This window comes from Variovorax brevis (assembly GCF_030317105.1).
Classification (GTDB): domain Bacteria; phylum Pseudomonadota; class Gammaproteobacteria; order Burkholderiales; family Burkholderiaceae_C; genus Variovorax; species Variovorax brevis.
The window spans coordinates 518,359-533,727 of record NZ_JASZYG010000004.1; the positions used below are offsets into that span (position 1 = coordinate 518,359).

Annotated in this window: 13 protein-coding genes and 1 other RNA gene; 5 read left to right on the forward strand and 9 right to left on the reverse strand. The window is 64.6% G+C overall.

What is annotated here, in order from left to right; genetic code table 11:
- Positions 1-8: 8 nt before the first annotated feature.
- The 9 genes from QTI66_RS15330 to ompA form a co-directional block, all read right to left on the reverse strand.
- Positions 9-818, reverse strand: a complete 810-nt coding sequence (locus tag QTI66_RS15330; RefSeq protein ID WP_286560646.1) for a polysaccharide deacetylase family protein — start codon at positions 816-818, stop codon at positions 9-11.
- Positions 805-1,755 (reverse strand): YVTN family beta-propeller repeat protein, encoded by a 951-nt coding sequence (locus tag QTI66_RS15335; RefSeq protein ID WP_286560887.1) that lies wholly within the window; start codon positions 1,753-1,755, stop codon positions 805-807. The genes QTI66_RS15330 and QTI66_RS15335 overlap by 14 nt, the downstream gene beginning before the upstream one ends.
- Positions 1,756-1,880: 125 nt before the next feature.
- A complete protein-coding gene (locus tag QTI66_RS15340) occupies positions 1,881-2,609 on the reverse strand; it encodes a 16S rRNA pseudouridine(516) synthase (protein WP_286560648.1) in 729 nt (242 codons plus the stop codon).
- Positions 2,610-2,614: 5 nt separating this feature from the next.
- Entirely contained in the window at positions 2,615-4,324 is a 1,710-nt protein-coding gene (gene ggt / locus QTI66_RS15345) for a gamma-glutamyltransferase (RefSeq protein WP_286560888.1), read from the reverse strand.
- Between the two features lie 60 nt (positions 4,325-4,384).
- Positions 4,385-5,983, reverse strand: a complete 1,599-nt coding sequence (locus tag QTI66_RS15350) for a class I SAM-dependent methyltransferase (RefSeq protein WP_286560649.1) — start codon at positions 5,981-5,983, stop codon at positions 4,385-4,387.
- 244 nt (positions 5,984-6,227) lie between these two features.
- Positions 6,228-6,614, reverse strand: a transfer-messenger RNA (tmRNA) gene (gene ssrA, locus QTI66_RS15355).
- Between the two features lie 12 nt (positions 6,615-6,626).
- Positions 6,627-7,334, reverse strand: coding sequence for a phosphoglycolate phosphatase (gene gph, locus QTI66_RS15360; protein ID WP_286560650.1), 708 nt, complete (start codon positions 7,332-7,334; stop codon positions 6,627-6,629).
- Positions 7,334-8,053 (reverse strand): bifunctional 2-polyprenyl-6-hydroxyphenol methylase/3-demethylubiquinol 3-O-methyltransferase UbiG, encoded by a 720-nt coding sequence (gene ubiG, locus QTI66_RS15365; protein WP_286560651.1) that lies wholly within the window; start codon positions 8,051-8,053, stop codon positions 7,334-7,336. Before ubiG ends, gph begins: the two co-directional genes overlap by 1 nt.
- Positions 8,054-8,147: 94 nt before the next feature.
- Positions 8,148-8,798 carry an outer membrane protein OmpA gene (gene ompA, locus QTI66_RS15370; protein WP_286560652.1) on the reverse strand — a complete coding sequence of 217 codons (651 nt, stop codon included), beginning with the start codon at positions 8,796-8,798 and terminating at the stop codon, positions 8,148-8,150.
- A gap of 224 nt (positions 8,799-9,022) precedes the next feature.
- Here ompA and gyrA point away from each other — a divergent pair, with 224 nt between their 5' ends.
- Genes gyrA through QTI66_RS15395 form a run of 5 tightly spaced genes read left to right on the forward strand, consistent with a single transcriptional unit; the run spans position 9,023 to position 15,369 of the window.
- Positions 9,023-11,668 carry a DNA gyrase subunit A gene (gene gyrA / locus QTI66_RS15375; protein WP_286560653.1) on the forward strand — a complete coding sequence of 882 codons (2,646 nt, stop codon included), beginning with the start codon at positions 9,023-9,025 and terminating at the stop codon, positions 11,666-11,668.
- Positions 11,665-12,234 (forward strand): DUF2059 domain-containing protein, encoded by a 570-nt coding sequence (locus QTI66_RS15380; RefSeq protein ID WP_286560654.1) that lies wholly within the window; start codon positions 11,665-11,667, stop codon positions 12,232-12,234. Before gyrA ends, QTI66_RS15380 begins: the two co-directional genes overlap by 4 nt.
- A gap of 50 nt (positions 12,235-12,284) precedes the next feature.
- Entirely contained in the window at positions 12,285-13,352 is a 1,068-nt protein-coding gene (serC, locus tag QTI66_RS15385) for a 3-phosphoserine/phosphohydroxythreonine transaminase (RefSeq protein ID WP_286560889.1), read from the forward strand.
- 5 nt (positions 13,353-13,357) lie between these two features.
- Positions 13,358-14,476 carry a prephenate dehydratase gene (gene pheA, locus QTI66_RS15390; protein ID WP_286560655.1) on the forward strand — a complete coding sequence of 373 codons (1,119 nt, stop codon included), beginning with the start codon at positions 13,358-13,360 and terminating at the stop codon, positions 14,474-14,476.
- Between the two features lie 11 nt (positions 14,477-14,487).
- Positions 14,488-15,369, forward strand: a complete 882-nt coding sequence (locus tag QTI66_RS15395) for a prephenate dehydrogenase (RefSeq protein ID WP_286560656.1) — start codon at positions 14,488-14,490, stop codon at positions 15,367-15,369.

Consider the following 15,369-nt stretch of genomic DNA (forward strand, 5'->3'; position numbering starts at 1 on the left):
TCAATCCTTCAAGGGTGCGCGGCAATCCACGCCCGATAGTCCGGATGCTGGCGCAGCGTCTGAAAGCAGAAGCCACGCTCCTTCAAGCCAACGATGAGCGGTTCCAGATCGGCCGGCGCCCACGGATCCTTGCGCGACCAGATGCCCAGGTGCGCCAGCAGGATGTCGCCGCTGCGAATATTTTCCAGCGCCTGCGCAAGCAACTTGTCGTTGGGGTATTTGTCGCTGGGCAGTTCGTCCCCCAGGAAGCCTGCCGGCGACCAGCCCACCTGCTCGAAGCCGCAGGCCCTGGCCGTCGCCACCAGCTTGGCCGAGGTCTTGCCGGCCGGAGCGCGGTACAGCGGCAGCGGCTTCTTGCCGGTGACGTGCTCCAGGCGCTCCGACGCCTTGGCGATGTTGGCGCAGTACTGCTCGGCGCTCCAGCTGAACTCGCGGTTGGCAAAGGCACCCGCGGTGGGCCGGACCCGAAAGCGCGTTTCCACGCTTTTTTCGTCGCCACGCCACACCACGTGGTCGTAGGTGTGCGAGGCGAATTCGTGGCCTTCAGCGGCCCGCGCCTTCCACCAGGGCGCCCAATGGTTATCAAGGCTGTCGCCGTCGGTTTGTGTGCGTTCGGCGGCGGCAAAGAAAGTCACCTTGACGTTCTGGCGCTTGAGCACGTCCGCCACCAGCGGCGCGATGCCCATGTGGCCCGTGTCGAAAGTCAGGTAGACCGGCTTGTCGCAGCTGGCCTGCGCGTGCACGACCGGCGCGGCCACGCAAAGGCCCACGCACAGGCCGACGGCCAGCGTCGCCAGCGGCCGGTCAGCGCGACGCATGGTCGAGCGTCCACACGCCGTGCGGCGACCGCCCGACGCTGACCTGGCGCACGACCTTGCGCGAGGCAACGTCGATGACGCTGAGCTTCTTGGCCCAGCGCGAGGTCACGTAGATCGTCTTGCGGTCGGCCGACACGTCCATGCAGTCCGGGCCGCCGGGCACCGGGTAGGTGTCGATGACCTGCAGGCTGGTGGTGTCGATGCGGCTGATGGAATTGGCCACGCGATTGCTCACGAGCACGCTCTTGCCGTCGCCCATGGCGCGGAACGCGTGCGCGCCCTTGCCGGTCTGGATCTTGCCCGTGGCCTTGGGCGTGGGGCCCGAGACGTCGAACACCTGCACGCCGTCGCCGCCGGTCAGGCCCACGAGCAGGGTCTTGTCGCCGTTCACGCCGAAGATGTCGGCCGGCATCGGGCCGGTGGGCACACGCCAGCGCACGGCCTGCGTGGCGAGGTCGACCGCAATGAGCTCGTCGCTGTCCTGCATCGTGACGTAGGCGGTGGTGCTCTTGCCGTCGATGTAGATATGGCTGGGCGTCTTGCCGGTGGCAATGCGCTTGACCAGCTTCACGTCCTTGCCATCCCAGCTGTAGATGTCCACGTGGTTCAGGCGATTGCCGGCCGTGACGAACCACTTCATGTCGGGCGAGAAGCGCAGGTGGTACGGGTCGATGATGCCGTAGACCACGCGCTGCACCTCGGCGGTCCGCGGGTTCAGGAAGGTGAGCGAGTCGCCGGCGGAGTTGGCCACGATGACCGAGCGCTCATCGGGCGTCAGGTAGAGGTGGTGCGGCTCCTTGCCGGTGGGAATGCGCAGCGTTTCGTCCCATTTCACCGGATCGATCACGCTCACAGAGGCGTCGAGCGAATTGAGCACGAAGATGGGCGGCGGGGTCTTGTCGAGCGGCGGGGTTGCGGCTGAAACGCCAATCGCCATTGCAGACAGGAAAAAGGCCGCAACGCGGCCGTTCAGTAGAGCAGTGATACGCAAGGGAGTTTCCGATAGAGTGCCCGGCAATTTTAACGGCCGGCCTCCCCTGCCCGATGACCGTTACAGCCGCCTCACCGGGACTTTCTCAACATCTCGACTTCTTCTGGTTCCAGCCACCGCCATTGGCCGGGTGCCATGTCCGGCGGAATGGCGAGCGAGCCGATCTGCGAGCGGTGCAGCGCCTCGACCCGGTTGGACACCGCCGCCACCATGCGCTTGACCTGGTGGTACTTGCCTTCGGTGAGCGTCAGACGCAAATGATGCGTGTCCACGGCCTCGCACGCGGCCGCCTTGACCGGCTTGGGATCGTCGTCCAGCACGACGCCCGCGAGCAGCTTTGCCACCTGCGAATCGTCGATGGGGTGCTTCGTCGTCACTTCATAGACCTTGGGCACATGGTGCTTGGGCGAGCCCATCCGGTGGATGAACTGCCCGTCGTCCGTGAGCAGCAACAGGCCGGTCGTGTCCTGGTCCAGGCGGCCGATGGCCTGCAGGCCCTGCACCGCGCCCTTGTTGGGACGCAGGCGCAAGGGGGAAGGCAGCAAGGTGTAGATGCTCGGATAGGTCGATGGCTTTTGCGAGCACTCGGTACCGGCGGGCTTGTGAAGCATCACGTAGCCCTTTTCGTGATACGCCCAGGCCTTGCCCTGCACGGTGAACTGGAGGCCTTGCGGGTCGAAGTCGGCGGTCGAGTCGGTGACCGCCTTGCCTTCGACCGTTACCAGCCCCTGCTGCACCAGCCCGGCGCAAACGCGCCGGGTGCCGAAGCCTTGCGTGAAAAGAATTTCCTGCAGTTGCACTTGTCTCAATATCCCAAGGCCAAGCCCGTGTTGCGCCGCGGATCGTTGGCGCCGTAGAAGCGGTTGTTGCCCACCGGCTTGCCACCCAATGAAGGCGCACCCACGAGGATGGCAGCCACGTGGTTGGCCGGTTGCGGCACGCCCAGGTTGTGTCCCATGTCCACGAGGATCTTGCGCGTGTCGGGGCTGAGCGCAAAACTTTCGACGTTGGTCACATCGGGCAACCATTGCTGGTGGAAGCGCGGCGCATCGACAGCTTCCTGGACGTCCATGCCGTAATCGACCGTGTTGAGGATCGTGTGCAGTACCGCCGTGATGATGCGGCTGCCGCCAGGCGTGCCCACCACCAGTACCGGCTTGCCGTTTTGCGTGACGATGGTCGGACTCATTGACGACAGGGGACGCTTGCCTGGCGCGATGGCGTTGGCCTCGCCCTGGACCAGGCCAAACATGTTGGGCACGCCGACCTTCGAGGTGAAGTCGTCCATCTCGTTGTTGAGCAGCACGCCTGTCCCGGCTGCGGTGACCTTGGCCCCGAACCAGTCGTTGAGCGTGTAGGTCACCGACGCCGCGTTGCCCCACTTGTCGACGATGGAGTAATGCGTGGTGTTGCTGCCTTCATGCGGTGCAACGCCGGGCTTGATGTCCTTTGACACGCCGGCCTTCCTGGGGTCGATCACGGCGCGGATCTTTTGGGCGTAGCCCTTGTCCAGCAGGCGGTCGAGCGGGTTCTTCACGAAGTCCGGATCGCCCAGGTAGCTGTTGCGATCCATGTAGGCGCGGCGCATGGCTTCGATCTGGTAGTGCACCGCCTGCGCGGCGCCGAAGCCGAGGTCCTTGAGCGGGTAGCCTTCGAGGATGTTGAGCATCTCGCAGATCACGACGCCGCCGGAACTGGGAGGCGGCGCGGACACGACGTGGTAGCCACGGTAGTCGCATTCCACCGGCGCCAGTTCGCGGGTCTTGTACTGATCGAGGTCGGCTTGCGTGATGATGCCCTTGCCCTCCTTGCTCGATGCGACGATGGCCGTGCCCACCGGTCCCTTGTAGAAGCCGTCCACGCCCTTTGCGCTGACGCTGCGCAGTGTCTTGGCGAGGTCTTTCTGCACCAGCTTCTGACCCACGGCAAAGGGCTGCCCCTTGTTCAGGAAGATGGCGGCGGTTGCCGGGTCTTTCCTGAAATCGTCAGTGGCCGTCGCGAGCAGGTCGATGTCGCCCTGCTCGAGCGCAAAGCCCTTGTCCGCCAGCTGGATGGACGGGGCAATCAGCGTGGCGCGCTTCATCGTGCCGTATTTCTCGCGGGCAAACTCGAGGCCCGACACGGTGCCTGGCACGCCGACGGCCAGGTGGCCATTGGTGCTCAAGCCCTTGACGACGTTGCCGTCCTTGTCGAGATACATGTTCGCCGTGGCGGCCAGCGGCGCCTTCTCGCGGAAGTCCAGGAAGGTCTTGCGGCCGTCCGCCAGTTGCAGTGTCATGAAGCCACCGCCGCCCAGGTTGCCGGCTGCCGGATACACCACGGCCAGCGCGTAGCCCACGGCAACGGCCGCATCGACGGCGTTGCCGCCGCTCTTGAGCACCTTCACGCCGACCTGCGTCGCAAGGTGCTGCGCACTGACGACCATGCCGTTTTCCGCGGCCACGGGCGCCACCGACGCGGCGTGCGTGGCGACGCCACAACCCACGGTGAACGCCACCGTGACGATGGCCCGCATGCTTCCAGAAAATCTCATTGTTGCCTCCTTGATCTTGATTATTGAGAGAAACCTTGGCCGTCAATCGGCCGCCAACAATCCCTTGCGCCTCAAGTCCTTGAGTGCCAGGGCCACCTGCTGCCGCGTGAAGTCACGCAGCGCGTCTTCCTGCGTCAGCGGTTGTTCGTCCTTGATGAAACGAAGCCGCTCCGCCCGCGCCTCGCCGGCCAGGAACTCGGCGAGCACATCATGCGATTTTGTTCCATCCAGAAGCGGCAAGAGGCAACGCTCTAGGATGGACAGCGGCACTTGCTCATGCCACTGGTTGCAGGCGTGGGCCTGCGCCGCCGCCGCCAGCGCCAAGCCGGGATCGGCGCGCACGGAAGCCAGCGCGCGCGGAAACTCCGGCACGTGGACGGCCGCATCGACGGGGCTGCAGCGAATGCGCACGGCACCGATGATCAGCAACTCTTCGAGCATCGACATGACGAAGGCCTCGACCGCAGCGCGCGACTCGTTGATGCGCGCCGAGACGGCGACCATCAAGGTGTTGATCGACACCGAGGCAGGGTAATGTTCATCGAGCACCTGCGCCACCGCCTTGTGCACCGGCAGGCGCAGCGTCACTTTGAGGTTGCGCAGCGCGTGGCATGGCTGCTCGCGCGCATCCAGGGTGAGCGCGCCACCGTCCTCCGCAAAAAAGACGCCCGCGTATTCCAGAGAGCGCAACCGCGCCGGATCGAGCCGGTAGCGAATCTGCGAAGAGCGCGACTGCTTGACGAGCAAGGTCTGCCGGAACGAGCGATTGACCAGGAAGTCGAGGTATTGCTCCATCATGACCTGGCTGCCACCGCACTCGCGCAGCAACGGATCGCGCACCTTTTCGCCGTAGTTCTGCACGAACATCGTCGATGGCTCCGAGTCGGCCAGGTAGGCCAGCCCCTGGTCGTTGGCGCGCGACACGAACTCCTTGAAATAGCAGGGCGCGTTGCACGGCTCAAGAAACTCATGGATGAGGTAGCCCGCGTCCGCGTTGCGCACGATGGGCATCATTTCTTCCAGCGTCTTCTTGAGCACGCTGTCAGCCTTGGCGGACTGATCCAGGAATTCCAGCATGCCGCGCGCATAGGAAAGCTTTTCATCGGGCTCGTCGCGCGGCGCACCACGCAGGATCATGGCGTCGCGCACGATCTCGCGCGACTTCCATCCCGGATAGACGTTGTAGCTGACATAGGCCACACCGTCGGGCGCGAGGTTCTGCGAGCACACGCGCAGGATGGCCTCCTGCACCGACGCGGGCACCCAGCTGTAGACGCCGTGACAGATGATGTAGTCGAACTGCCCGAAGGACGCGTCGATGTCGGCGATGTCGAAGGTGCGCAGGTCCAGGTTCGTCAGGCCCGCACGCTCGACGGCTTGCACGCCCTGCGCCGCCTGCAGCGGCGACAGTTCCACTCCCACCGCCTGGGCGTGCGGATGGCGCGCTGCAAACGGGATCAGGTTGCCACCGGATGCGCAACCGAGCTCCAGCACACGCGCCCGGGCTGGCGGCGGCGCATCGAGGCCAAACAGGTAGGCGACCGCCTCGAGGTGCTCCGCCGCGGTCTGCGGAAAAGGGTGCGAATGGTATGGCACCGCATCGTAGAAGCGGCTGAGCACGCTGGTCACTGAATCCGGCATGGTGTCCTTCGCCTTGAGGCAGGCGCGGCCGCCCTGCGCTGCCGCTGATGCGCCACTATAAGGTCGTGTCGGAGGCGGGCGCGCCGGGGCAGCTCGAAGATGCGCGGCTGTGGTCTGCCAAGGTCTGGCGCCATGCGAGGAAGGTGCTGTTGACCTGAATGAACTTACGCTCGCCGTTCACTGCCTTGGGCGGCGCCAGAACGCTGAAAGGCCCGCGCAGCGGGCCTTTTCAGGCGTGAGTGAGTGGTGGAGCTGGGGGGATTTGAACCCCCGTCCGCAAGCCTTCTTCGCGCAGTTCTACATGTTTAGTGATCTGATTTGAGTCTCGCTTCCGGAGTCGCGCAGTCACACGCTAAACCGGACGCCAGCACCCTATTTTCTCGCCCCGACCCAAGGTACCCGGATCGAAGCCAGCCCATGTAATTATCTTTGCAGCCGGGAGGATTCAGATTGCTCTGTCACCCCCTTGCCCAGCCCATCGGCCTGCTGTTGCAAAGCTCACTGGCAATTAAGCAGCGAGTGCGAAACGTTCGTCGTTTGCAGTTAGTTTGTTTGAATCTGTTTTACGAGCGCATTCAGCTCGACATGCCCCGCTGCGATTCCGAACCCACGTCGAAACCAATGCAGCCCCAAGCCTTTCATTTTAGGCGCTTGCGGCGCTCTTCAAGGGCTCATGGCCGAAATTCACTTCCGACAGGAGGGCCAGCAGCGCGGAAGGCGTCGAAATGCTGGCGTCCGCGTTCCAGAGGGTGGTGTCGGCCTCGGCGCCCAGGTAGCCATAGGTGGCCGCCACCGTGCGCATGCCGGCGGCCCGGCCCGCCAGCATGTCGCGCGCGTCGTCGCCCACATACATGCAGCGCTTGGGATCGACGCCCAGGCGCCGTGCCGCTTCGAGCAAAGGCTCGGGGTGCGGCTTGGCGTGAGGCGTCGTGTCGCCACAGATCAGGGCGCCAGACGTCCCGAACAAGGGGATGGCAGCCGTCAGCGGCGCGGCGAAGCGCACGGACTTGTTGGTGACCACGCCCCAGGGCAGCCCGCGCGCCACCAGATGCCCGATGAGTTCGGGAACGCCCTCGAAGATCACCGTGCGCACCGTCATCGCGCGCTCATAGTTCACGAAGAACTCTTCACGCAATTCGGGAAAGTCGGCATGGTCGGGGGTGATGCCAAAGGCGATGCCCAGCATGCCGCGTGCGCCGGATCCGGCCATCGGGCGGTAGTCGTCGAGCGGCAGCGAAGGCATGCCACGGTCGGTTCGCATCTTGTCGGCGGCTGCACCGAGGTCGGGAGCGCTGTCGATCAGGGTGCCGTCGAGGTCGAAAAGAACCGCCTGGATGTCACGCCCCGTCATCACGCGTTCACCTCGGGCCTCTGGGTGGCAAAAAGATAGTTCACGCTGGTGTCGGCACTCAACCAGTAGCGGCGGGTGATGGGGTTGTGTTCCATGCCGCGCGTGTGGCGCAAGTCGAGCCCGGCCGCCCGGCAGTAGGACGCCAGTTCGCTCGGACGGATGAGCTTCTTGTACTCGTGCGTGCCCTTGGGCAGCATGCCCAGCACGTACTCGGCACCAACGATGGCAAACATGAAGGCCTTCAGGTTGCGATGGATGGTGGAAAAGAAGACCCACCCACCCGGCTTGACCAGCGTGGCGCAGGCCCGGACGACCGACGCGGGCTCGGGCACGTGCTCGAGCATCTCCATGCAGGTCACGACGTCGAAGCTGCCCGGCTGCTCTGCGGCCAGCGCCTCGGCGGCCACGTGGCGATACTTGATGTTCGGGGTGCCCGCCTCGAGCGCGTGCAACTGAGCCACCTTGAGGGGCTTTTCCGCCAGGTCGATGCCCAAGACGTCCGCACCCTTCCTGGCCATCGAATCGGCCAGGATGCCGCCGCCGCAGCCCACGTCCAGCGCGCGGCGCCCGGCAATGGGGGCGATGCCGTCGATCCAGTCCAGCCGCAAGGGATTGATTTCGTGCAGCGGACGAAACTCGCTTTCAAGGTCCCACCATCGGTGGGCCAGTTCGGAGAACTTGGCCAATTCGGCCGGATCCGCATTCAGGTTATTGCTCATTGCGCGATTATGAAACGGGCAAGAAAAAGCCCCGCAGGGCGGGGCTCAGACAAAAAACCCCGCCGAAGCGGGGTCAGTTGAGAATCCTTGCGGATTACTTGTTGGCGCGGGTACCAACCACTTCGATTTCCACGCGACGGTTCTTGGCGCGGCCTTCGGCGGTCTTGTTGTCCGCCACAGGTTGCTTCTCGCCCTTGCCTTCGGTGTAGACGCGGTTGCGTTCGATGCCCTTCGAGACCAGGTAGGCCTTGACGGCTTCGGCACGACGGACCGACAGACGTTGGTTGTACGCGTCGGAACCGATCGAGTCGGTGTGGCCAACGGCGATGATCACTTCGAGGTTGACGTCGCGGATCTTCGAAACCAGGTCGTCCAGCTTGGCGCGGCCTTCAGGCTTCAGAACCGACTTGTCGAAGTCGAAGAATGCGTCAGCAGCGAAGGTCACCTTCGAAGCTGCAACCGGGGGCGGCGGGGGAGCGGGCGGTGCAGCAGCAGGAGCCGGAGCCGGCGGGGGTGCCGGGACCAAGGCGCCGTCGCAGCCAACAGCGGCCGTAGCAGGCGTCCAGGTCGAATCGCGCCAGCACAGTTCGTTCGTGCCGTTCTTCCACACCAGTTCGCCAGTGCCGTTTTGCCAGTTGTCGATCACGGTTCCGCCGTTAGCAGCGGTGACACGGGTCTGCGCGCCGGCGGCAGTGGCGAGCGCAGCGACTGCAAACATCATCGCCACTTTATTCAGTTTCTTCATGGTTCTCCTCTTGGGGAAAAAGCCGCAGCCGCGCTGCGAATCAAGGACGCTTTAAGTGACCACCACCCAAAACGCTGAGTTGATTGTGCCATAGGGTCTTTGGCAAACAGGCTGGAACGAGGCGTGGAAGCGTAGGACAAAGGCCGAATACCGGCTTTGTGTTGCGGCGGTGCGACACCCCCGAGGACGTAAAATTTCGGGTCCTCGCTGCCGGCCTTGCCTCAATGACCTCGTTCGCCAAAGAAACACTTCCTATTAGTCTCGAAGAGGAGATGCGCCGCAGTTACCTCGACTACGCCATGAGCGTGATCGTGGGCCGCGCCCTCCCCGACGCCCGTGACGGCCTCAAGCCGGTGCACCGGCGCGTGCTGTTTGCCATGCACGAACTCAACAACGACTGGAACCGGCCGTACAAGAAGTCGGCCCGTATCGTCGGCGACGTCATCGGCAAGTACCACCCGCACGGCGACCAGTCGGTCTACGACACCATCGTGCGCATGGCGCAGAACTTCTCCATGCGCCACATGCTGGTGGATGGCCAGGGCAATTTCGGTTCCGTCGACGGCGATATGGCTGCCGCGATGCGCTATACCGAAATTCGCTTGGCGAAAATTGCGCATGAAATGCTGGCGGATATCGACAAGGAAACTGTTGATTTCGGGCCGAATTACGACAGCTCTGAAAAAGAGCCGCTCGTTTTGCCGAGCAAGCTGCCCAATTTGCTCGTCAATGGCGCCGGCGGTATCGCGGTGGGCATGGCCACCAATATTCCGCCGCATAACCTCAACGAAGTTGTTGACGCTTGTTTGCACTTGCTAGCAAACCCGGAAGCGAGCATTGACGACTTGATGGAAATCGTGCCAGCCCCCGATTTCCCCACCGCCGGGATCATCTACGGCATCAACGGCATCAAGGACGGCTACCGCACCGGCCGCGGCAAGGTCGTGATGCGCGCCAAGGTGCACTTCGAGGACATCGACAAGGGCCAGCGCCAGGCCATCGTCGTCGACGAGCTCCCCTACCAGGTCAACAAGAAGACGCTGCAGGAGCGCATGGCCGAGCTGTGGCGCGAAAAGAAGCTCGAAGGCATCAGCCACATCCAGGACGAGTCGGACAAGTCCGGCATGCGCCTGGTGATCGAACTCAAGCGCGGCGAAGTGCCGGAGGTTGTGCTCAACAACCTCTACAAGCAGACGCAGATGCAGGACACCTTCGGCATCAACATGGTCGCGCTCATCGACGGCCAGCCGAAGCTTTGCAACCTGAAGGACCTCATCCAGGTCTTCCTGCAGCACCGCCGCGAAGTGGTGACGCGCCGCACCGTGTTCACCCTGCGCAAGGCCCGCGAACGCGGCCACGTGCTGGAAGGCCTGGCGGTTGCGCTGGCCAACATCGACGAGTTCATCGCCATCATCCGCAACGCGCCGACGCCCCCGGTCGCCAAGGCCGAGTTGATGGCCCGCAGCTGGGACAGCAAGCTGGTTCGCGAGATGCTTACCCGCACCCGCGTCGACGGCGGCACCATCAATGCCGACGACTACCGCCCCGAAGGCCTCGAGGCTGAATTCGGCATGGCTTCCAACGGCCTGTACCGCCTGTCGGACACGCAGGCCCAGGAAATCCTGCAGATGCGCCTGCAGCGCCTTACCGGCCTGGAGCAGGACAAGATCGTCGCCGAGTACAAGGACGTCATGGCCGAGATCGACGACCTGCTCGACATCCTTGCCAAGCCCGCGCGCGTCTCGACCATCATTGGCGACGAGCTCAAGTCCATCAAGCAGGAATTCGGCCAGACCAAGCTGGGCGCACGCCGCAGCCAGGTCGAGCACAGCGCCTTCGACCTGTCGACCGAAGACCTGATCACCCCGACCGACATGGTCGTAACCCTCTCGCACAGCGGGTACATCAAGAGCCAGCCGCTGGGCGAATACCGCGCGCAAAAGCGCGGCGGGCGCGGCAAGCAGGCCACGGCGACGAAGGAAGACGACTGGATCGACCAGCTCTTCATCGCCAACACGCACGACTACCTCCTGTGCTTCTCCAACCGCGGCCGGCTGTACTGGCTCAAGGTTTGGGAAGTGCCGGCGGGTTCGCGCGGCTCGCGCGGGCGCCCCATCGTCAACATGTTCCCGCTGCAAGAGGGCGAAAAGATCAACGTGGTGCTTGCCATCACCGGCGAAAAACGCACCTTCCCGGCCGACCAGTATGTGTTCATGGCCACGTCGATGGGCACCGTCAAGAAGACCGCGCTCGACGAATTCAACAACCCGCGCAAGGCCGGCATCATTGCCGTGGACCTCGATCCGGGCGACTACCTCATCGGCGCGGCCCTCACGGACGGCGCGCATGACGTCATGCTGTTCAGCGACGGCGGCAAGGCCGTGCGTTTCGACGAGAATGACGTCAGGCCCATGGGCCGCAATGCCCGCGGCGTGCGCGGCATGATGCTGGAAGAAGGCCAGGGCGTGATCGCCATGCTGGTGGCCGAGGACGAGCAGCAAAGCGTGCTCACGGCCACCGAGAATGGCTACGGCAAGCGTACGACTATTACCGAGTACACGCGACACGGCCGGGGAACCAAAGGCATGATCGCGATTCAACAGAGTGAGCGCAACGGCAAGGTCGTGGCTGCAACGCTGGTGCATGCGGACGACGAAATCATGCTGATCACCGACAAGGGCGTGCTGGTTCGCACCCGTGTCGCCGAGATTCGCGAACTCGGACGCGCAACGCAAGGCGTCACGCTGATTGGCCTCGACGAGGGCGCCAAGCTCAGCGGACTTCAACGGATCGTCGAGAACGACGCCAACGGCGACACCGAATCCGGTGCCGACGACAATTCATCACCTTCTACGGAGAACCCTCAGTGAAAAATTTCAAACTTGTCTTGCTGGCCGCTGCCTTGACCGCTTCGTCCTTGACCTGGGCGCAAGACGGCAAAGCCGCGCTCGTCAAGCAGTTCCTGGAACTGCAGCGCCCCGGCGTCGAAGCGCTGGCCCGTGCGCTGGTCCAGCAGGCAAGCGACCCGATCGCGCAGGCAGGCTCAGGCTATCTTCAAACCCAGGTTCCCGCTGAAAAGCGAGAAGCCGCCGCCAAGGCCGCCGACGTCGAGTTGAAGAAGTACTTCGACGACACCTACCCGATGGTGCGCGACAAGGCCGTGCAACTCGCCCCCGGCACGCTGGGCCCGATCCTGGAGCAGAACTTCAGCGAAGAAGAACTCAAGCAACTGGTCGCCTGGATCAACTCGCCCCTGAGCAAGAAGTACCAGGAACTGAATCCGCAAATGCAGACTGCGCTCACGCAAAAGCTCGTGTCCGAAACGCGCGCCACCGTCGAGCCGAAGATTCGCGCACTCGACGCCAGCGTGGCCAAGGCCCTGGGCGCGCCGACGCAAGGTGCTGCGGCGCCTGCCAAGGCCCCCGCAAAGAAGTGAGCCTGAAGCCGGGCCAACGCCCGTACAACTTCTCCGCCGGCCCGGCCGCGATGCCGGAGGCGGTGCTTCAACGCGCCGCCGCCGAAATGCTCGACTGGCAGGGCAGTGGCATGGGCGTCATGGAAATGAGCCATCGCGGCAAGGAGTTCGGCGCCATCTCCACGCAGGCCGAAGCCGACCTGCGCCAGTTGCTGGCCATTCCCGAACACTTCCACATCCTGTTCATGCAGGGTGGCGGACTGGGCGAAAACGCCATCGTGCCGATGAACCTGTCGCGCGGCGCGCGCACCGATTTCGTCGTGACCGGCAGCTGGAGCCAGAAGTCGCAGAAAGAGGCGCAGCGCTATTGCGACGTGCACATCGCCGCCACCAATGCGGCCGATGGGCACACGCGCCTGCCTGACCCTGCCACCTGGCAAATCAGCGACAACGCCTCGTACGTGCACGTGTGCACCAACGAGACGATCAACGGCGTCGAGTTCCAGCAGTTGCCCGACCTCGCGGCGCTGGGCTGCACGTCGCCGCTGGTGATCGATTTCTCGTCGCACGTGGCGTCTCGCGCCATCGACTGGCGGCGCGTCGGCCTGGCCTTTGGCGGGGCGCAGAAGAACCTCGGACCCGCCGGCCTGACGCTGGTGATCGTTCGCGACGACCTTCTGGGCCACGCTTTGGACATCTGCCCGAGCGCGTTCAACTACAAGACCGTCGCCGACAATCAGTCGATGTACAACACGCCGCCGACCTGGTCCATCTACGTGGCGGGCCTGACTTTCCAGTGGCTGTTGGCGCAGACCGAAGGCTCGCTGACCGGCATTGCGGCGATGGAAAAGCGCAATGCCGACAAGGCACGGCTCCTGTACGAGTGCATCGACAACTCCTCGTTCTATTCGAACAAGGTGGCGCCGGATTGCCGCTCGCGCATGAACGTGCCGTTCCAACTGGCCGACGAAAGCCGCAACGAGGCCTTTCTTGCGGGCGCGCGCGAGGCCGGCTTGCTGCAACTGAAGGGCCACAAGTCCGTCGGCGGCATGCGGGCCAGCATTTACAACGCGATGCCGCTGGCTGGCGTGCAGGCTTTGGTGGGCTACATGCGAGAATTCGAGCGATCTCACGCTTGAACCGCATGACTGCTCCCGCACCGCCGCCCCCCGTTTCCGATCCATCCTCCAGCCTGGCCGATCTGCGCGTGCAGATCGACTCGCTGGACCAGCGCCTGCTTGCGCTCCTGAATGAGCGGGCGCACGTCGCCGAACTCGTCGGTGAAGTCAAGAAGCGCGAAGGCTCGCCCTACTTCCGCCCCGACCGCGTGGCGCAAGTCATCGCGAAGATGGAAAACAGCAACCCCGGCCCCCTGAAGGCCGCCCATGTCTCGGCCATCTGGCGAGAGATCATGTCGGCCTGCCTGGCGCTCGAATCGCCGCAGCGCGTGGCGGTGCTCGGGCCCGAAGGCACTTTCTGCGAGCAGGCGGCCATCGAGTACTTCGGCGGCGCCGCCGACCTGATCTATTGCGCCAGCTTTGACGAGGTGTTCCACGCCACGGCCAGCGGCAGTGCGCAATACGGCGTGGTCGGTGTCGAGAACTCCAACGAGGGCGTCGTCACCCGCTCCCTGGACATGTTCCTGCACTCGCCCACGCACGTCGTCGGCGAAGTGAGCCTGCTGATCCGCCACAACCTCCTGCGCAAGGAAGACTCGCTCGAAGGCGTCGAGGCCGTGCTGGCGCATCCGCAGGCGCTGGCGCAGTGCCAGGCCTGGCTTGCCAAGCACCTGCCCCATGCGGAACGACGCGCCGTCTCCAGCAATGCCGAGGGCGCCCGCCTGGCCGCGACCAATCCCGCCTGGGCCGGTCTGGCCAGCGAGCGGGCGGCCACGCAATACGGGCTGCACATCGTGGCCCACGCGGTGCAGGACGACGCCTACAACCGCACCCGCTTTGCCGTCATCGCCCTGCCCCAGACCCTGGCCATGCCGCCGGCCTCGGGCCGCGATTGCACCAGCCTCGTGGTGTCGGTGCCCAACCGGCCGGGCGCGGTGCATGACCTGCTGGTGCCGCTCAAGACCAACAAGGTGTCGATGACGCGCTTCGAGTCGCGCCCCGCGCGCACCGGCCAGTGGGAGTACTACTTCTACATCGACCTCGACGGCCATCCGTCGCAGCCCAACGTGGCGGCGGCGCTGGAGGAGTTGCGCGGCCTGTGCGCCTTCTACAAGGTGCTGGGCGCCTATCCCGTCAAGGCTTGAGGCGCGCAGCAATGTTCGAGCAACTGGGACTGATCGGCTGCGGCCTGATGGGCGGCTCTTTCGCGCTGGCGCTCAAGCGCGCGAAGTTGGTCAAGCGCGTGGTGGGCTACAGCAAGTCGCCGTCCACCACCGAGCGCGCCAAGCAACTGGGCGTCATCGACGTGGCCGCACCGTCCGCGCTGCTGGCCGTGTCCGGCGCCGACATTGTGCTGATCGCCGTCCCGGTCGCCGCCTCGGAGGCCACCTTCAAGGCCATCCGGCACGGCATCGGCACCGACGCGCTGGTGATGGACGTCGGCTCGACCAAGGGTGACGTCATCGAGGCAGCGCGCAGTGGCTTGCAGGGCCGGCTCGGAAACTTCGTTCCGGCGCATCCGATCGCGGGCAAGGAAGCGGCAGGCGTCGAGCACGCAGACGCCAGCTTGTTCACCGGGCGCCAGGTCGTGCTGACACCCATCAAGGCCACCTTTCGTTCCAACATCCAGCGTGCCACGCAGGCATGGACCGGCATCGGCGCCCATGTGAGCACGATGACGCACGAGGCCCACGACGCCGCCTTTGCCGCCGTGAGCCACCTGCCGCACCTGCTGGCCTTCGCCTTCATCAACGGCCTCGCGGCGCAGCCCGACGGCCAACGCTTCCTTGAACTCGCCGGACCGGGCTTTCGTGACTTCACACGCATCGCGGCGGGCGATCCGACCATGTGGCGCGACGTGCTGCTGGCCAACCGCGAGCAGGTTCTGCGCCAGTCGCAGGCCTTTCGTCAATCCCTGAGTGAACTCGAAGCGCTGATGAGTTCCGGGAACCAGCAGGCCCTCGAGCACGCGATTGCCGCCTCCAGCCGCGTTCGCAGCCGCTGGCAGATGGGCAGCACCGAGTCGCCAGACAACTGA

Coding starts and splice junctions, on each gene's coding strand:
- ompA (WP_286560652.1), bottom strand. CDS start 8,798: ATGAAGAAACTGAATAAAGTGGCGATGATGTTTGCAGTCGCTGCGCTC.
- serC (WP_286560889.1), top strand. CDS start 12,285: ATGCCGGAGGCGGTGCTTCAACGCGCCGCCGCCGAAATGCTCGACTGG.
- QTI66_RS15335 (WP_286560887.1), bottom strand. CDS start 1,755: ATGGCGATTGGCGTTTCAGCCGCAACCCCGCCGCTCGACAAGACCCCG.
- QTI66_RS15330 (WP_286560646.1), bottom strand. CDS start 818: ATGCGTCGCGCTGACCGGCCGCTGGCGACGCTGGCCGTCGGCCTGTGC.
- pheA (WP_286560655.1), top strand. CDS start 13,358: ATGACTGCTCCCGCACCGCCGCCCCCCGTTTCCGATCCATCCTCCAGC.
- ggt (WP_286560888.1), bottom strand. CDS start 4,324: ATGCGGGCCATCGTCACGGTGGCGTTCACCGTGGGTTGTGGCGTCGCC.
- QTI66_RS15350 (WP_286560649.1), bottom strand. CDS start 5,983: ATGCCGGATTCAGTGACCAGCGTGCTCAGCCGCTTCTACGATGCGGTG.
- QTI66_RS15395 (WP_286560656.1), top strand. CDS start 14,488: ATGTTCGAGCAACTGGGACTGATCGGCTGCGGCCTGATGGGCGGCTCT.
- gyrA (WP_286560653.1), top strand. CDS start 9,023: ATGACCTCGTTCGCCAAAGAAACACTTCCTATTAGTCTCGAAGAGGAG.
- ubiG (WP_286560651.1), bottom strand. CDS start 8,053: ATGAGCAATAACCTGAATGCGGATCCGGCCGAATTGGCCAAGTTCTCC.
- gph (WP_286560650.1), bottom strand. CDS start 7,334: ATGACGGGGCGTGACATCCAGGCGGTTCTTTTCGACCTCGACGGCACC.